The following is a 15,611-nucleotide window of genomic DNA, read 5'->3' as shown; positions in this document are numbered from 1 at the left end:
GCGAGGTTTTCCTCGTGCAGTCAAGCCAAGACCACAGCGGTACGCTAGAAATAAAAAAGCCGCTCACCTTAAGTGAACGGCATTAGCTAATTAGCTCCTTTTTTTTGTGTAACGACTTTTTATTAACTAATCATTAATCAGCTTCGTTTTCGTCTTGGTTGTGTATTTCTAAACCTGAAGACATCGCACTTTCTCGGGTGCTTTTTGCTGAATCGTTACGTAGCTTATCAATACGATTTAAATAGTTTTGATCAATATCGCCAGTAATATATTGGCCATCAAATACTGAAGTTTCAAACTTAGTAATTTCAGGATTTTCTTGGCTAACCGCAGCAATTAAATCTTTTAACGATTGAAAGATTAAACCGTCAGAACCAATACTTGCATTAATATCTTCTACTTCACGTCCGTGAGCAATAAGCTCAGCGGCTGAAGGCATATCAATACCGTACACATTAGGGAAGCGTATTTCAGGTGCCGCTGATGCAAAGTAAACGTTTTTAGCGCCAGACTCTCGGGCCATTTCAACAATTTGTGCTGATGTTGTACCACGAACAATTGAGTCATCAACTAATAATACGTTTTTACCTTTAAACTCGCGATCAATTGCGTTTAGCTTTTGACGCACTGATTTTTTACGCATCTCTTGGCCGGGCATGATAAATGTACGACCAATATAACGGTTTTTAACAAAACCTTGGCGATACGGTAAATCAAGTACACGTGCGATTTCCAGTGCTACATCACATGAAGTTTCTGGGATTGGGATAACTACATCAATATCTTTGTCAGCCCATTCACGTGCAATTTTTTCGCCTAGTTTAGTCCCCATGTTTACGCGTGTTGCGTACACAGACATACGGTCTATTGTTGAGTCAGGTCGAGCAAAATAAACAAATTCAAAAATACACGGCGAGTAAGATGCCTTATCAGCACAACTAAGTGAATGGAATTCACCTTCTTCTGTAACATATATAGCTTCACCAGGGGCAACATCACGTACAAACTCAAAACCGTCCGGTTTCAACGCAACGCTTTCTGAGGCAAACATGTACTCAGTACCTTTTTCGGTTTCGCGTTTACCAAATACAAGTGGGCGAATACCATTAGGGTCGCGAAAAGCAACAATGCCGTGGCCGATAATCATAGCAATAGTTGCATAACCACCGCTTACTTTATTGTTTACTTCGGTTACCGCAGTAAAAATATCTTCAGGGTCTAAATGCAACTTATCAGATTTGCTTAATTCATGTGCCATGATATTAAGTAAAATTTCAGAGTCTGATGTTGTATTAACGTGACGACGTGCTTCTGAGAATAACTGCTCTTTTAAAGCTTCTGCATTAGTAAGGTTGCCATTATGGGCAAGTGCTATACCAAACGGTGAGTTAACATAAAAAGGCTGTGCTTCAGATGAGCTTGAAGATCCTGCTGTAGGATAGCGCACATGGCCAAGACCAATTGTACCTTGTAGTCGTTTCATATGACGTGTGTGAAAGGCATCTTTCACTAAGCCATTTGCTTTGCGCAAGCTAAACGTATTATTCTCAATGGTAATGATACCCGCGGCATCTTGACCACGGTGCTGCAAAACAGTTAAGCCATCATAAATCGCCTGATTCACAGGGGATGTTCCGACTATTCCAACGATACCACACATGTAATTTATCCTCGCCGATTAACGGTTTACTGAATTTAAAAAGCTCGAGTTGTTTTCTAGGTACGAAAAGAACCATTCAACAACAAAGCCAAATTCTGGAATCAAAATAGAATTGCCCCACCAGTGCGTATTGGGTGCACCAGTAAAAGCATCAAGAAAGAAGAGTAACGCGCTCACGACCAACACGCCTCGTAGAGCACCAAACACTATGCCAAAGACACGGTCGGTACCCGATAAACCAGTACGATGTACAAGCTCACCTAAAATATAGTTTAGTAAACCGCCTAACAGTAGCGTCGCAAAGAATAATATGGCTATGGCCGCAGCATTTCTTAAAAGGGGTTCAGAAATGGTTGTTAGGAAGGAAGCTAAATATTGGTAAAATAAGCTAGAGATGATAAAGGCGCCAGCCCATACCGCTAATGACATTGCTTCTTTTACAAAGCCGCGTATTAAACCGATGATGGTAGACAATGCAATGATGCCAATAATGGCGTAATCAACCCAGATCATAAGAACCAATTAGTCGCTAATTTGGGGCGCATTCTATACCCAAACATCGTTAGTATGCAAGTTTAAACGGGAGATTACTGGGTTGTAGTCAATACAAAAAATTAACATTATAGAATGGGTATTGTGAGATAAAGATAATGATAATGATAATGATAAAAACAAATATAAATAAATAAAAAAAGGCTTGTGATACAAGCCTTTTTTTAATTATTTTGTTACTTCGTATTGCGTAACTTTACCATTTAATTTAGTAAGCTCTTTCAGCTGGGGAAGCTGCTTTTGTAATTCATTTTTATCAAGCGAAGGACCAACAAATACCTTTGTTAACGTCCCATTTGGGGTTTTAATCGGTTTAGTAAACGTTTTAAACCCTTCAACTTTTAATTTAGCCTGTAATGCTTTTACATTTGCAACATGTGAAAAACTACCTAATTGAATAACGTAAGCCATACTTGTTAGGTTTTCATCACTTTTACGAGGCGCAATAGGTTTTGGTTTAGCCTGAACCGGTGCCTTAGTGATCGGTGTAGCTTTGGGTTCAATAGTCGCTTCAATAACTTTATTCTCTACAGCGTAGTCACTCTCATCCATAGCGTTTTGCTGCTCAAAAGCTTCATCGTCAGCTTGAATATCTTCAATTTCATCTTGTTTTAGTGGCTCAGCATTAGCCATGTTTTCATCAATTGACTCTTGAAGATCGATTGTTTTGAACTCAGGGCGATCAGGTATCGCTTTAAAGCCCTCTTTATAATGCACTTTTTCGCCATCGAGTATATTAGGGATAAACACAATTGCTGCGATCACTACTATACTTGTTCCGACTAAGCGATTAATAAAACTTGAGTTCACCGACATCCTCTCTATTTTTTAAAGTAATTAATAGCGCCGGCCACTGTAAAAAATGAACCAAATACAATCAACATAGTATCACTTTGTTGTTTTGGTAAAATTACACTCAGTGCCTGTGCCACACTATCATAGCTATTGATAGTATTATGATGAGATATACCCTGCAGCGCATTTTGTAAATTACTTGCAGTGTCGCCTCGCGGACCACTTAAGCTCGCTAATGACCACTCATCGACCAAGTGACTTACTTCTTTAAGTACACCCACTTTATCTTTATCAGCAAGCATAGCGGCTAATGCATGAATTTTAAAGCCTTTATCTTTATAGCTTGATAACTTATTGGCTAAATAACGCGCCGACTCAGGGTTATGTGCTACATCGGTAAAGACTAAAGGCTCAGCGCTTAACTGCTGAAACCGCCCTTCTACAACTAAATTAGCGAGGCAACTTCGTATGACTTGCTCACTAGGTAATAAGCTTAAAACACTTAGCGCAGTTAACGCAGTCGCTGCATTTTGACACGGTATTGCTGGCTTATCTATTACAAGATTATGTTCTTTATATTGCCAATTAAAGCTCTCAGCATTCTCTTTGAAAATAAAGTCACTGCCCGACAACGTCATATTGGCATTAATTTCTTTGCCGTAATCAGTCATTGTGTGAGGAATATTTAAATCCCCTATAATAGCAGGCGTATTTTCACGAAAAATACCGGCTTTATCATAAGCCACTAACTCTCGTGTATCACCTAGGTACTCTTTATGATCTAAATCGATAGTGGTGATCACGCTTGCAAAGGGAGTTACTATATTTGTAGCATCAAAGCGCCCGCCTAGACCAACCTCTAGTAATACATAATCGACCTTACAGCGTTTAAAAATTGCCAACGCACCCAAAGTACCATATTCAAAATAAGTCAGAGGAGTGTCTTTACGGCCTTGCTCAAGCTGGTGAAAAGCATCTATATGAAATTGGTCTGCCAGTTCTTCGCCATTAACTCGTACACGCTCGTTATAACGAATTAAATGAGGAGATGCGTAAGTACCCACGCTAAAACCTTGCGCTAGCAATAGCGACTCTAAGCAACGTGCAGTGGTGCCCTTACCGTTTGTACCGGCAATAAGAATAATTTTACTTGGAGTGTTTAAAAGGCCAATATTGTTGGCAACATTAGCAACTCGTTCTAGGCCCATTGCAATGTTAGCGGGGTGAACACTTTCTAAATAAAAAAGCCAATCATCAAGGCTTGATGATTGGCTAGGAATTGTTTTTGTCATAGCGTGTAATCAGTAAAGCTGAAATTTACGCTACTCTATGCTCTTGTTCCGTAGAAGGCAAGTTCATAAATTTAGCTAAAATGCGTGCAAGGGTATCGCGCATTTCACGGCGGTCAATAATCATGTCAATTGCACCATGTTCTAGCAAAAATTCACTACGCTGAAAACCTTCAGGTAATGTTTCGCGAACAGTCTGCTCAATAACACGAGGACCTGCAAAACCAATTAACGCTTTAGGTTCAGCAACGTTAATATCACCCAGCATAGCAAGTGATGCAGATACACCACCCATTGTCGGGTCGGTCATTACTGAAATAAATGGAAGACCTTTTTCCGTCATTTTTGCAAGTGCAGCACTTGTTTTAGCCATTTGCATAAGCGACATAAGCGCTTCTTGCATACGTGCTCCGCCTGATGCAGAAAAACAAATAAGCGGCATGTTATGCTCTAAACATTGATCAACAGCATCAACAAAGCGAGCGCCAACAACAGAAGCCATTGAACCACCCATAAATGAGAACTCAAATGCTACCGCTGCCACTGGAATACCTTTTAATCGGCCTTTCATAGCTACAAGTGCATCTTTTTCACCACTTGCTTTTTGCGCTGCACTGATACGGTCAGAGTACTTTTTAGAATCTTTAAACTTAAGAATGTCTTTAGGCTCATGTTGTGTACCAAGCTCTTGACGATCACCTTCATCTAAAAAGTGCTCTAGGCGCTTACGGCCACTAACACGCATGTGGTGGTCACACTTAGGACATACGTTTAATGACTTTTCTAATTCAGCTTTATATAAAATTGAATCACACGATGTACACTTAGCCCAAACACCTTCTGGGATTTCTTTACGACCTGATGATTTTGTCGTTTTAGGTAAGATTTTTTCTAGCCAACTCATTTGCAACTCTCTTAATACTGTTCTGTGTCGCGAGCCTGCTAATAGCAATTAGCAGACAAATTTTTTCAATTAAAACATGAATTACACTAACGCGGTATAAAAAACTGGTCTTAGTAGTTAAAAGTGCTCATAAAAAGTACTTATACCACATCTATATCAGGCAAAAATAAAGGGCCTAGAGGTGTTTGAGGAATATTAAATTGCTCAGGGTAGTCAACATCCACTAAATACAAACCAGCAGCCTTAGCGGTAGCACTGGCCTTTGCGCGTTCTTTACAATCGAGTAGCTCTTTTATCCATATAGGTTGTTGTTTATGTAAACCAACATCCATTAAGCTGCCTGTGATATTACGTACCATGTGATGTAAAAATGCATTCGCTTTAATATCAATAATAACGTAAGTACCTTGGCGCTGTACCGACAGATGATGAATTGTTCTTGTCGGTGTATTCGCTTGGCAATGTATCGCTCTAAAAGAGGTGAAATCGTGTTTACCTATTAAGTACTGACACGCCTCTTGCATCTTTGTTTCATCAAGATGATGATGAAAATGCGTAACACCCTCGTTTAATACCGCACCTCGTAGGGGGGAGTTATAAATAACATAGCGATAACGACGAGCTGTAGCACTAAAACGGGCATGAAAGTCATCAGCAACCGGTTGGGCAAAGCGAATAGCAATATCTTTAGGCATTAAAGTATTCATACCTAGTGTAAATGCGACCATATCGCGATCGGCTTGCGTTTCAAAGTGTATTACTTGGCCTGTACCGTGCACACCAGCATCTGTACGCCCTGCACATATAACTTCAACAGGATGATTACAAATACGCGACAACGCTTTTTCTACTTCTTGCTGTACGCTATTTACATGTGATTGACGCTGCCAACCACTATAACGTGCGCCGTTGTATTCAACTCCAAGTGCTACTCGCATAATTACCGTTTTACCTACTGTGCTAATGAACGAGGCATTTTATGCTATCTAACGATGCAATAAAAGGAGACCTGTCGTAATCAAACCAATACACATAAAAAAACCCGTATTTAGCTAAGCTAGATACGGGTTCTTATAAACATTTTAATTATTTTAGTTTAGCTTTTAAGCTAAGTGCTTCCTCTTGAACTTCTTCAGGACCTTTGTTAATGACATCCTCAATAACTTTAAGCGCAGAATCAAAATCATCAATTTCAATATAAGCACGCGCTAAATCAAGTTTAGCTGAGTAGCCACCACTTTCAGCATCAACATCCGTTGGGTTATCACCTGCAAGTAATGCATCAAACTCACTCAAACCGACATCCATATTAACGTCGGTGTAAGGTTCGTGTTCAAGTTCAGCGTCGTCACTTTCTTCTAATAATGAATCAATATCTACAAATTCGTCATTATCAAGTTGCTCAACATCACTACCTTCAACAAGTGACTCTTTTGTAGTTAATGAATCATCTGTCTCTAAGTCTTCTTTTAGCAAGCTGTCAAAGTCAACATCAAATTCACTGCTGTCATCAACACTTAAGTCTTCAGGCTCTGCTAACTCACTAAGTAATGAATCAAAATCAGTTTGCGTCAAATTCGACATAAACTCTTCATCAAGTTCGTCGTCAGAGCTAATATCAGTGCTACCCACTTCATCTAAGCTTGTTAACTGTGCTTCGCGCTCTGCATTTGTTTGCTCTTGCGATTCGTCTGATAACTCATCAGTTAGCGCTTGCTCTAAACTATCTTCGTCAAATTCAGCATCTAATTCAGAAAAATCATTTTCAATTAAAATCTCATCATCAAAATCATTTTCTAAACTATCTAAATCAGCATCTGCCATAAGTGCGTTTGCTAAATCTTGCTCAGCTTGGCTGGAAGCGACTCCCGGTGCCTCACCATCTAAATCATCCCCTTGTAATTCTTCAGGGGTAAATGGCAACTCACTTTCTAATGTTTCTTGAACTTCATCAAGGTTAAGAGGTTTGATGTCATCTTCAATACTTGGTGGTTCAACAGAATCAACCTCATTATTAATTTCTTGAAGTAAATCATCATCAAGCGACTCATCTTCAATCTCCGTTTCAGTTTCTAATTCAGAGAAGTCATTATCAATTAATAGTTCATCATCAAAATCATCTTCTAAACTATCTAAATCACCATCTGCCATAAGCGCATTTGCGAGATCTTTCTCTGTTTGACTAAGTGCTACTGCATTTTCATCACCCGATGCATCTCCTTTAAGCTCTTGCGGCTCAAACGAAGGCTCATTCTCTAATAATGATTGATCATCGTCTAATTCAAGTTCAGGATATTCATCCAACTCTTCACTTGGCGTTACAAGCTCGCTATCAAGCTGCTCTTCAATTTCAGTAAGATCTGAGTCATCGTCGCCCGCTAGAGGATCGTCACCAAGATCAACTTCTATTTCTTCAAGATCATCATCAAGCTCATCTAAAGACCAATCAGGTGTTTCTATATAGCCGTCATCAGTGGCCTGTTGTAGCTCACTTAAAAGCTCATCAACGCTCTTTAAAGTATCATCTGTATATTCTTCAAGTGCATCTTCAGGATCAAGAAGCGACTCTGATGTGTCTGAAAAATCATCAACCGTTACATCTATAAGTTCTGGCTCTTCTTCAAGCTCAGGCTCTTCAGCAAGCTCTGGCTCTTCTTCAAGCTCTGGCTCTTCTAAAGGCTCAAGTTCTTCTAAAAGCTCTGGCTCTTCTTCAAGCTCTGGCTCTTCTTCAAGCTCTGGCTCTTCTTCAAGCTCAGGCTCTTCTTCAAGTTCAGGTTCTTCTTCAAGCTCAGGCTCTTCTTCAAGCTCAGGCTCTTCTTCAAGCTCAGGCTCTTCTTCAAGCTCAGGCTCTTCTTCAAGCTCGGGCTCTTCTTCAAGCTTAGGCTCTTCTTCAAGCTCTGGCTCTTCTACAAGTTCTGGTTCTTCTTCAAGCTCTGGCTCTTCTACAAGCTCTGGTTCTTCTTCAAGCTCTGGCTCTTCTTCAAGCTCTGGCTCTTCTGTAAGTTCAGGCTCTTCATTTAATGATGAAGCAAGCGACTCAATATCATCAACATTTAATTCTTCTTGAGCATCTGCTAAATCCTCAACTGAGTCTGCTAATGCATTATCAAGTTCTGAATCTCTTACATCTGAATTTTTTAGTTCATCATCAATTAGGTTATCTATGTCGTCTAAATCAAAGTCGTTACTTTCCTCAACTAATGAATCATTTGCAGTATCAACCGCGGCCTCATCAATTAAGCTATCTATGTCGTCTAAATCAAAGTCGTCACTTTCCTCAACTAATGAATCATTTGCAGTATCAACCGCTGCCTCATCAATTAAGCTATCTATGTCGTCTAAATCAAAATCGTCACTTTCCTCAACTAATGAATCATCTGTAGTATCAACCACGGCCTCATCAATTAAGCTGTCTATGTCGTCTAAATCAAAGTCGTCACTTTCCTCAACTAATGAATCATTTGCAGTATCAACCGCAGCCTCATCAATTAAGCTATCTATGTCGTCTAAATCAAAGTCGTCACTTTCCTCAACTAATGAATCATCTGCAGTCTCAACCGCAGCCTCATCAATTAAGCTATCTATGCCGTCTAAATCAAAGTCGTCGCTTTCCTCAACTAATGAATCATCTGCAGTATCAACCGCAGCCTCATCAATTAAGCTATCTATGTCGTCTAAATCAAAGTCGTCGCTTTCTTCTAGAAGTTCATCTTCGTCGGGTAACTCTGCATCAATTGAGTCATCTACCACATCACTTTTTGGGTCATTCGCTTCATCAATTAAGCTATCTATATCGTCTAAATCAAAGTCGTCGCTTGTACCAAGTTCAGCTGAAGTGTTATTTGAGGTATCTAATTCTGTTGATGTTTGATCTAATAATTCATCTATATCAAAATTATCATCATCTGCAAGCTCCTCACTTAAAGCCGCCATTTCATCATGAGACTCTAAGCTATCATCCTCTAAAGCTTCGCTTGTTTGCGGTGCATCAAACTCAGGTAGACTATCGTCTTCATCAAACAAGCTATCTAAATCGTCATTAGTTAGAATTTCATCATTGTTTATTGAGTCATCAGATAAGTCTAAATCAATATCTTCAGCGTTTTCATCTGAAGGTTGATCAAACCCTTGCTGCATAAAAATATCGAGTTCATCATCGTCATCGGTATTTTCATCATCAAAAACAATGTCATCACTTAGTAGACTTTCAAGCTCATCCTGATCGAGTAGATTTTCACCACCTGAAAAATCATCTAGGCCGTCATCTAAATCATCATCAGGCAACATATCATTTTCGAGATTATCATCAAGTTGAACACTCAAGTCATCTAAAGGGTCGGGTACAATTGGATCGTCATTTAAACTTGGGCCTAAATCATCATCGCCAGTGTAAATTGGAGTTTGTGGTAAAAAGTCATCATCGTTTTGTGGCTCTTCTTGATTACTTGCTCGTTTGCGTAAAAACATAACAATTGCAAAAATAATCAGTAGCCCAGGAATAAACATTAATAAACCCAGCACTATCGGATTTGAAAATAATGAGCTTAAATCAAACGATTCTTTTGGTACTATCTCTTGTTTTTTTTGCTGTGCAATAATCTCGTTTTGCTTAACAATTAGTTCTTTTAATTGATTTTGAATTTCACTGTCTTGTCCTAACTGTAAGCGTAAGTTTTCGAGTTCGTTTGAAATACCTGATAATTGTTTTTTAAGATTATTATTCTCAACTAAAATTTCTTCTACATTGCTTACAGAATTTTTAAATTGTTGTTGTAACTCAACCAGCTTAGTACTTTGCTCTGTTTTTATTTCATTTAATTCTTTCTGTATCTCTTTTTTGGCATCGTCTACGTCGACTTTACGAGCTTGGGTTACTTTTGTTTGTGCTGAGGTAATTTCGCTTTGCGTAAGTGTGCCATTTTTTTTCTTTTCCCATAATGCATCATCTTGCTCTGAGCGTTGTTTTGCAAGCTGTGTATTTACACCTTTTATTTCGGCTAAAGTAGGGATTTTTAAATAGGCACCATTTTGAATATGATTAAGATTTTGTTCTAAAAATGAGTTGGGGTTTTTGTTATACAAGGCCTGCATAACTTGATAAATGCTGACGGAGTTATCTGGGCGCACTTTAGCCGCTATACGCCAAAGTGTGTCTGTTGGTTTAATTGGCCCAATAGATCGCCCTTGCGCACCATAGTCAACGCCTTTAGGCCCCTTTAATTGGGTACTGTCTTGAGAGTAAACTGGCGTTACTATCAATGCAGACGCTAATATAATAAGTGTAACTAAACCGCGCATGCTGATCCTTTAATATTTAAATATTAACAAAACACTTAAAGCTTAAGTGCATAAATATTGTTGATTATTGCTGTTATCAGCCAAATGACTGACTCGCATTTATTATTACAATCTATTTTTATTGCAAGCTCTATTCCAATTACAAACTATAAACCAGTTAAGGCTTAATATCCATCGCAACACCTTGAAAATAAATGCCTTAAAACATCTTTATAAATATTAATTTATTGAGTGTTATCAATCAGTTTTTATACTTTTAAAAATAAACGGCAAAAAATTGACAAGCTCTATAAATAAAAAGCGGCAAACAAATAATGTTTACCGCTTCGAATGTGTGTTTAGCGCTATTAACTATTACATGTAATTAGCAATAAGCTCTTCTGCAATTTGAATACTGTTAGTTGCAGCACCTTTGCGAGTGTTATCACTTACAACCCACATGTTTAATCCATGAGGATGAGAAATATCAGCACGTAATCGGCCTATATAAACAGTATCGTTACCACTAGCGTCAGACACTGCTGTAGGGTAATCACCTTCATCATCAATTAGCTCGACACCAGGCGCGTCTTTTAAAAGTTGCTTAACGTGTTCAAAGTCATAAGGCATGCGCGTTTCAATATTAATTGATTCTGAGTGACCAAAAAACACGGGAACACGTACACATGTAGGATTTACTGCAATAGTGGTATCACCCAAAATTTTATGAGTTTCATTTACCATTTTCATTTCTTCGCGTGTATAGCCATTATCCTCAAAGCTATCAATTTGAGGAATAACGTTAAATGCAATTTGCTTTGGAAATACTTTATTATCCATAGGCCGTGCATTCATCAAGTTAGCTGTTTGCTTTGCAAGTTCATCAACCGCTTCTTTACCTGCGCCCGATACAGCTTGGTAAGTAGATACGTTAATACGGTCTATTCCGTAAGCATCATAAATTGGTTTAAGTGCTAACATCATCTGAATAGTTGAACAGTTAGGGTTAGCAATAATATTACGATTCCTAAAATCAGCTAGGCTTGAAGCATTAACTTCTGGCACCACTAGTGGGATTTCAAAATCATTTCTAAAGTGCGATGTATTATCGATTACAATACAGCCGGCATCAGCAGCAATAGGAGCATATTTTTCAGATACACTACCACCAGCAGAAAACAAACCTATATGCGCTTGGCTAAAATCAAAGCCTTCAACGTCAAGTACTTCAATGGTCTCACCACGAAACTTTATGTCTTCACCTGCGCTGCGGCTGCTCGCAAGTAAAAAAAGCTGATCTACAGGAAACTTACGATCTGCTAGCGTTTCAATGATTTGACGGCCTACTAAACCAGTAGCGCCAAGTACGGCAACGTTATATTTTTGCGACATATTTCTTCCTCTATAAACGACATTAAAACAACATCGTTAGTTAAATAATTATTTAGCTATGCTAAAGCCAAGTTGACTAAGTGCTGCTAGTTGTGGGCTCTCACCTTGTAGGAATAAGGTGCTAAATTCTCGCCTTACCGGATAGTTTTTACGTAAACTATCAAAGCCCTCACCTTCTAAATGACGAAGTAAAATTCCGTCATCGCGGCGTACGTCATAAATTAAATGCACCAAACGGGCAATATCTTGCTCGCTAAGGCTTTGCGTAACAGTTGCATTTGTAATAGCAGGTATTGGTAAAAAATCATCCAACGATTTACTCACCTCTACACCTTTTAGGTCACACAATTTTTGATACAACATTTGTGTACCTCGTGCTTTCCCCTCAAGTGTATGCCCTGCGATATGCACACTGGCATAACGCACATGCTCTAGTAGTTCAGTTAGAATATTGGGCTCTTTTTCCCATACATCAAGTACTATATCTAAATCAGCCCCAGCTTCCATTACCTCAAGCAATGCTTGGTTATCAATTACGTCGCCTCGGCTTGCATTAATTAGCGTGGTTCCAGGCTTAAGTGCTTGTAATCGCTCTTTACCCATCATGTGCAGCGTTTTGTGCTCGCCACTTTTAATAAGTGGAATATGAAAAGTAACAACATCTGATTGCGCTAATAACTCATCAAGCGCTACATGCTCTTGTAATAAGCCCTGTTCGTGCTTAATCGGATCGCATAACAGTACGTCGACATTTAATGCTTTTAATTTTTGCGACAAACACGTGCCAATGTTACCCATTCCTACAATACCAATTGTTTGACCACACAATAGGCGCGCATTTTCTTGGCTTAATGCAAATAAACTACTAATTACATATTCAGCTACAGCAACGGCATTACAACCAGGTGCACTGGTAAAAGCAATATTTCTGTCATGCAGTAATTGCGTATCAATATGGTCAATGCCAATTGTGGCAGTGCCCACAAAGCTCAGCTTGTTAGCTTGTGCCAATAGTTCATGATTAACATTAGTCACTGAACGAGTAAGGAGTACATCTACATTTATTAATTGTTCAGGCGTTAATTTACGACCATCAAAACGCTCAACCTCACCAAAGTCTGCAAAGTACTGCTCAACTAAAGGCATATTTTGATCGGCAAGAATTTTCATCACTGAGTCCGTTTGGCAATTAAGTGGCGCCATTGTAACGAACAACCAAGCCTTTACACAAACTAAAAAGGCGCATTTTAGCTGATACAAATACTTAAAAGCGGTTATGTTGATTGTTTTAAATCAGCAATTTAAATTAGGGACTTAAATTATGTGGATAATAATTTTACTATTGAATATATAAAGGCCGAATCACAGCATGATTCGGCCTTTGTTATGAAAAATAAACTTCAATTACATTGAATTTTATTTACTTGATTTTAGTTTATAGCTCAAAATCTTTTTTGAATTTCAAACCAAATTCACTGCGGTCATTACTACGCATTACACCAACAAAACCTGATTGTTGTAGGCGACCAACATCGTAAACTTCGTTTAGAACGTTTTCACCATACAGTGTAACTTCCATATCACCATATGGATTAGTGTACGAAATATTAAAACCAACTAGTTCACGAGAATCAATGGTCTCACTTTGGTTGTAAACTGATTGACCTTGCATTTCACTGCGATACGAATAATTAGCATTAAACGCAAGTGTTGCGCCACTCTCTAAATCCATAAAGTAAGAAGGTGCAACCATGACAGTCCAGCGTGGCGTCAGTGCTGGTGAATCGCCTTTACCTATGCCTTGTACACCCTCAGCCACTTCTGTTATTTCAGAATCTAAATAACCAACTGCACTACGAATAGTAAAGTCATCGGTAATAGCAACGGTTGTTTCAAGCTCAATACCTTGCGCTTTAGATTGACCTGCATTTTCTACAATTGTTACAAAGCCACCACCCGCTGTTGGATCTGAAAACGGCAATGCTAAATCGGTGTAATCAGTCACAAATACCGCAAGCATCATAGATACATTTTCGTGTACTTGGCCTTTTAAGCCCATTTCGTAGTTAATCGCTTTTGTTTCGTCAAACGATACAAATTGATCTGGTCCACCAAATGGACGCGGTGGAAAACCACCTGTTTGATAGCCTTTTTGAATCTGGCCATAAACATTCATATTATTGCTAAGCTGATAAGATGCATTTACATCCCACGTAACTGCATCAAAATCTGCACTTACATATTTACGAGTTGGAAATGATGGGAATATAGCATTTGCATCTTTCTTATCTTTTGAATAACGAAGGCCACCACCAACCGTTAAATCGTCAGTTAAATCGTAGCTGGCATTTATATATGCTGCATACGAATTAGTTTCTTGGTTAATTTCAAATTCGCCGTAACCGCCAAATGATTCTGTTACACCATCATTCAACAAGCCATTAGGTGTATTAAATGGGCTGAATACAAATGGGCCTGAACGTGTAAAGCCATCTTCATTAAAAAAGTAAAGACCAGATACAAAGTCCATATTATCGAATGTTGCATTTAGCTGAACTTCAAATGAGTACTGATCAGCACCGCCCTCCTCTGGAAACTCAGACAAGTTTAAAGGTGATGCATCATCATCTAGGCCACCTTCATACTCAGATGTACGGTAGCTTGAGATAAACTTAGTGGTATAAGTATCGTTAATTGCCCAATCGGCTGAAAACGATGTGCCCCAACCTGAGTAAGAGGTAGATTCAATACCCGCAACAGTTGTGCCTAAATCATCAGGGTCTGATGGAATTAAATCTTGAGTCAATAATGGGAAGTCGCCATTAAAAACATCATTTGAGTCTAGTGGGTCTGTCAATTCAATTGTATAAGGCGATTGGCCAGATTCGTTATCAACACCATCTAAAGAAAAAGTGAATGCTAAGTCGGTATTTGCTTGCCATTTAAGTGCAACACGACCACTAAATTCTTCTTCCTCACCAATTTCTTTTTCTGGGTTTGCTAAATTAACAGCTTCGCCCACACCATCACGTGTTTTGTACGATGCACTTGCAGACATACTTACATCATCTGTTAGTGAGTTATTAAAATAAACATCACCGGCAATACGTCCACGACTTCCCAGCTTAGCTGCAGTAGTAACAATACCTTCATCACCAGGTTGCTTTGTAATTACATTTACAGCGCCACCTAATGTATTACGGCCATATAAAGTACCTTGTGGGCCGCGAAGTACTTCAACACGCTCAACATTAGGTAATGATAAGTTAGAACCCATTTGACGACCTAAGTACACACCATCAAGATACACACCCACACCCGGATCGGTAGTTATTATGTGATCTTGCAAACCTATACCGCGGATAAATACAGACGCATGCGCAGAATTGCCCACGCCATAGCGGGTAATATTTAAATTTGGAACATATTTACCAATATCTTCTAGGTTACTCATATTGGCTTTATCAATTAGGTTAGCGCCAATTGAAGTGATAGCGGTTGGAGATTCAAACAGGCTCTCTGTACGTTTACGAGCTGTGACTTCTATCTTTTCAAATGCGTCTTGTTTAGCTGTTTTTTTAGTTTCTTCGGCGTTTACAGAGGTAGTGAGTGCAGCAAAAATTGCTAGACTTAACTGTGAGAGGTTACGTAATTTCAAAATATTCTCCAAAGGATACCGTGTGATTTAGTTATGCATTTATACTTAAGAGTATAAATTTCAGGCATAAAAAAAGATGCGTAA

The 15,611-nt window shown here is 38.9% G+C and carries 10 protein-coding genes; all 10 read right to left on the bottom strand.

Going from position 1 to position 15,611, the window contains the following annotated elements; genetic code table 11:
- Nucleotides 1-133: 133 nt before the first annotated feature.
- The 10 genes from purF to CXF76_RS01085 all read right to left on the bottom strand — a co-directional run bounded on the left by purF (nt 134) and on the right by CXF76_RS01085 (nt 15,527).
- Nucleotides 134-1,660 (bottom strand): amidophosphoribosyltransferase, encoded by a 1,527-nt coding sequence (purF, locus tag CXF76_RS01130; protein ID WP_007580920.1) that lies wholly within the window; start codon nt 1,658-1,660, stop codon nt 134-136.
- An 18-nt stretch (nt 1,661-1,678) separates the two neighbouring features.
- Nucleotides 1,679-2,173, bottom strand: coding sequence for a CvpA family protein (locus CXF76_RS01125; protein WP_007376853.1), 495 nt, complete (start codon nt 2,171-2,173; stop codon nt 1,679-1,681).
- Nucleotides 2,174-2,380: 207 nt separating this feature from the next.
- On the bottom strand, nt 2,381-3,022 hold the full coding sequence (locus CXF76_RS01120; protein WP_101162846.1) for an SPOR domain-containing protein: 642 nt from the start codon (nt 3,020-3,022) through the stop codon (nt 2,381-2,383).
- 11 nt (nt 3,023-3,033) lie between these two features.
- A complete protein-coding gene (gene folC / locus CXF76_RS01115) occupies nt 3,034-4,299 on the bottom strand; it encodes a bifunctional tetrahydrofolate synthase/dihydrofolate synthase (protein WP_024590974.1) in 1,266 nt (421 codons plus the stop codon).
- A 25-nt stretch (nt 4,300-4,324) separates the two neighbouring features.
- A complete protein-coding gene (accD, locus tag CXF76_RS01110; RefSeq protein WP_007376856.1) occupies nt 4,325-5,200 on the bottom strand; it encodes an acetyl-CoA carboxylase, carboxyltransferase subunit beta in 876 nt (291 codons plus the stop codon).
- A gap of 140 nt (nt 5,201-5,340) precedes the next feature.
- Nucleotides 5,341-6,138, bottom strand: a complete 798-nt coding sequence (gene truA, locus CXF76_RS01105) for a tRNA pseudouridine(38-40) synthase TruA (RefSeq protein ID WP_007584098.1) — start codon at nt 6,136-6,138, stop codon at nt 5,341-5,343.
- Between the two features lie 148 nt (nt 6,139-6,286).
- Nucleotides 6,287-10,498: a FimV/HubP family polar landmark protein gene (locus CXF76_RS01100; protein ID WP_101162845.1), complete on the bottom strand. Its 4,212-nt coding sequence runs from the start codon at nt 10,496-10,498 to the stop codon at nt 6,287-6,289.
- Nucleotides 10,499-10,852: 354 nt separating this feature from the next.
- The gene (locus tag CXF76_RS01095) at nt 10,853-11,869 is read right to left on the bottom strand and encodes an aspartate-semialdehyde dehydrogenase (protein ID WP_007586655.1); all 1,017 of its coding nucleotides are present in this window, start codon (nt 11,867-11,869) and stop codon (nt 10,853-10,855) included.
- 48 nt (nt 11,870-11,917) lie between these two features.
- Nucleotides 11,918-13,039, bottom strand: coding sequence for a 4-phosphoerythronate dehydrogenase (locus tag CXF76_RS01090; RefSeq protein WP_101162848.1), 1,122 nt, complete (start codon nt 13,037-13,039; stop codon nt 11,918-11,920).
- A 265-nt stretch (nt 13,040-13,304) separates the two neighbouring features.
- The gene (locus CXF76_RS01085) at nt 13,305-15,527 is read right to left on the bottom strand and encodes a TonB-dependent receptor (protein ID WP_101162844.1); all 2,223 of its coding nucleotides are present in this window, start codon (nt 15,525-15,527) and stop codon (nt 13,305-13,307) included.
- Nucleotides 15,528-15,611 lie beyond the last annotated feature (84 nt).

It is taken from the genome of Pseudoalteromonas sp. 78C3 (assembly GCF_002836695.1).
In the GTDB taxonomy this organism is placed as follows: domain Bacteria; phylum Pseudomonadota; class Gammaproteobacteria; order Enterobacterales; family Alteromonadaceae; genus Pseudoalteromonas; species Pseudoalteromonas arctica.
Note: the sequence above shows the minus strand (reverse complement) of the source record. Positions and strands in the feature narration are given on the sequence as shown.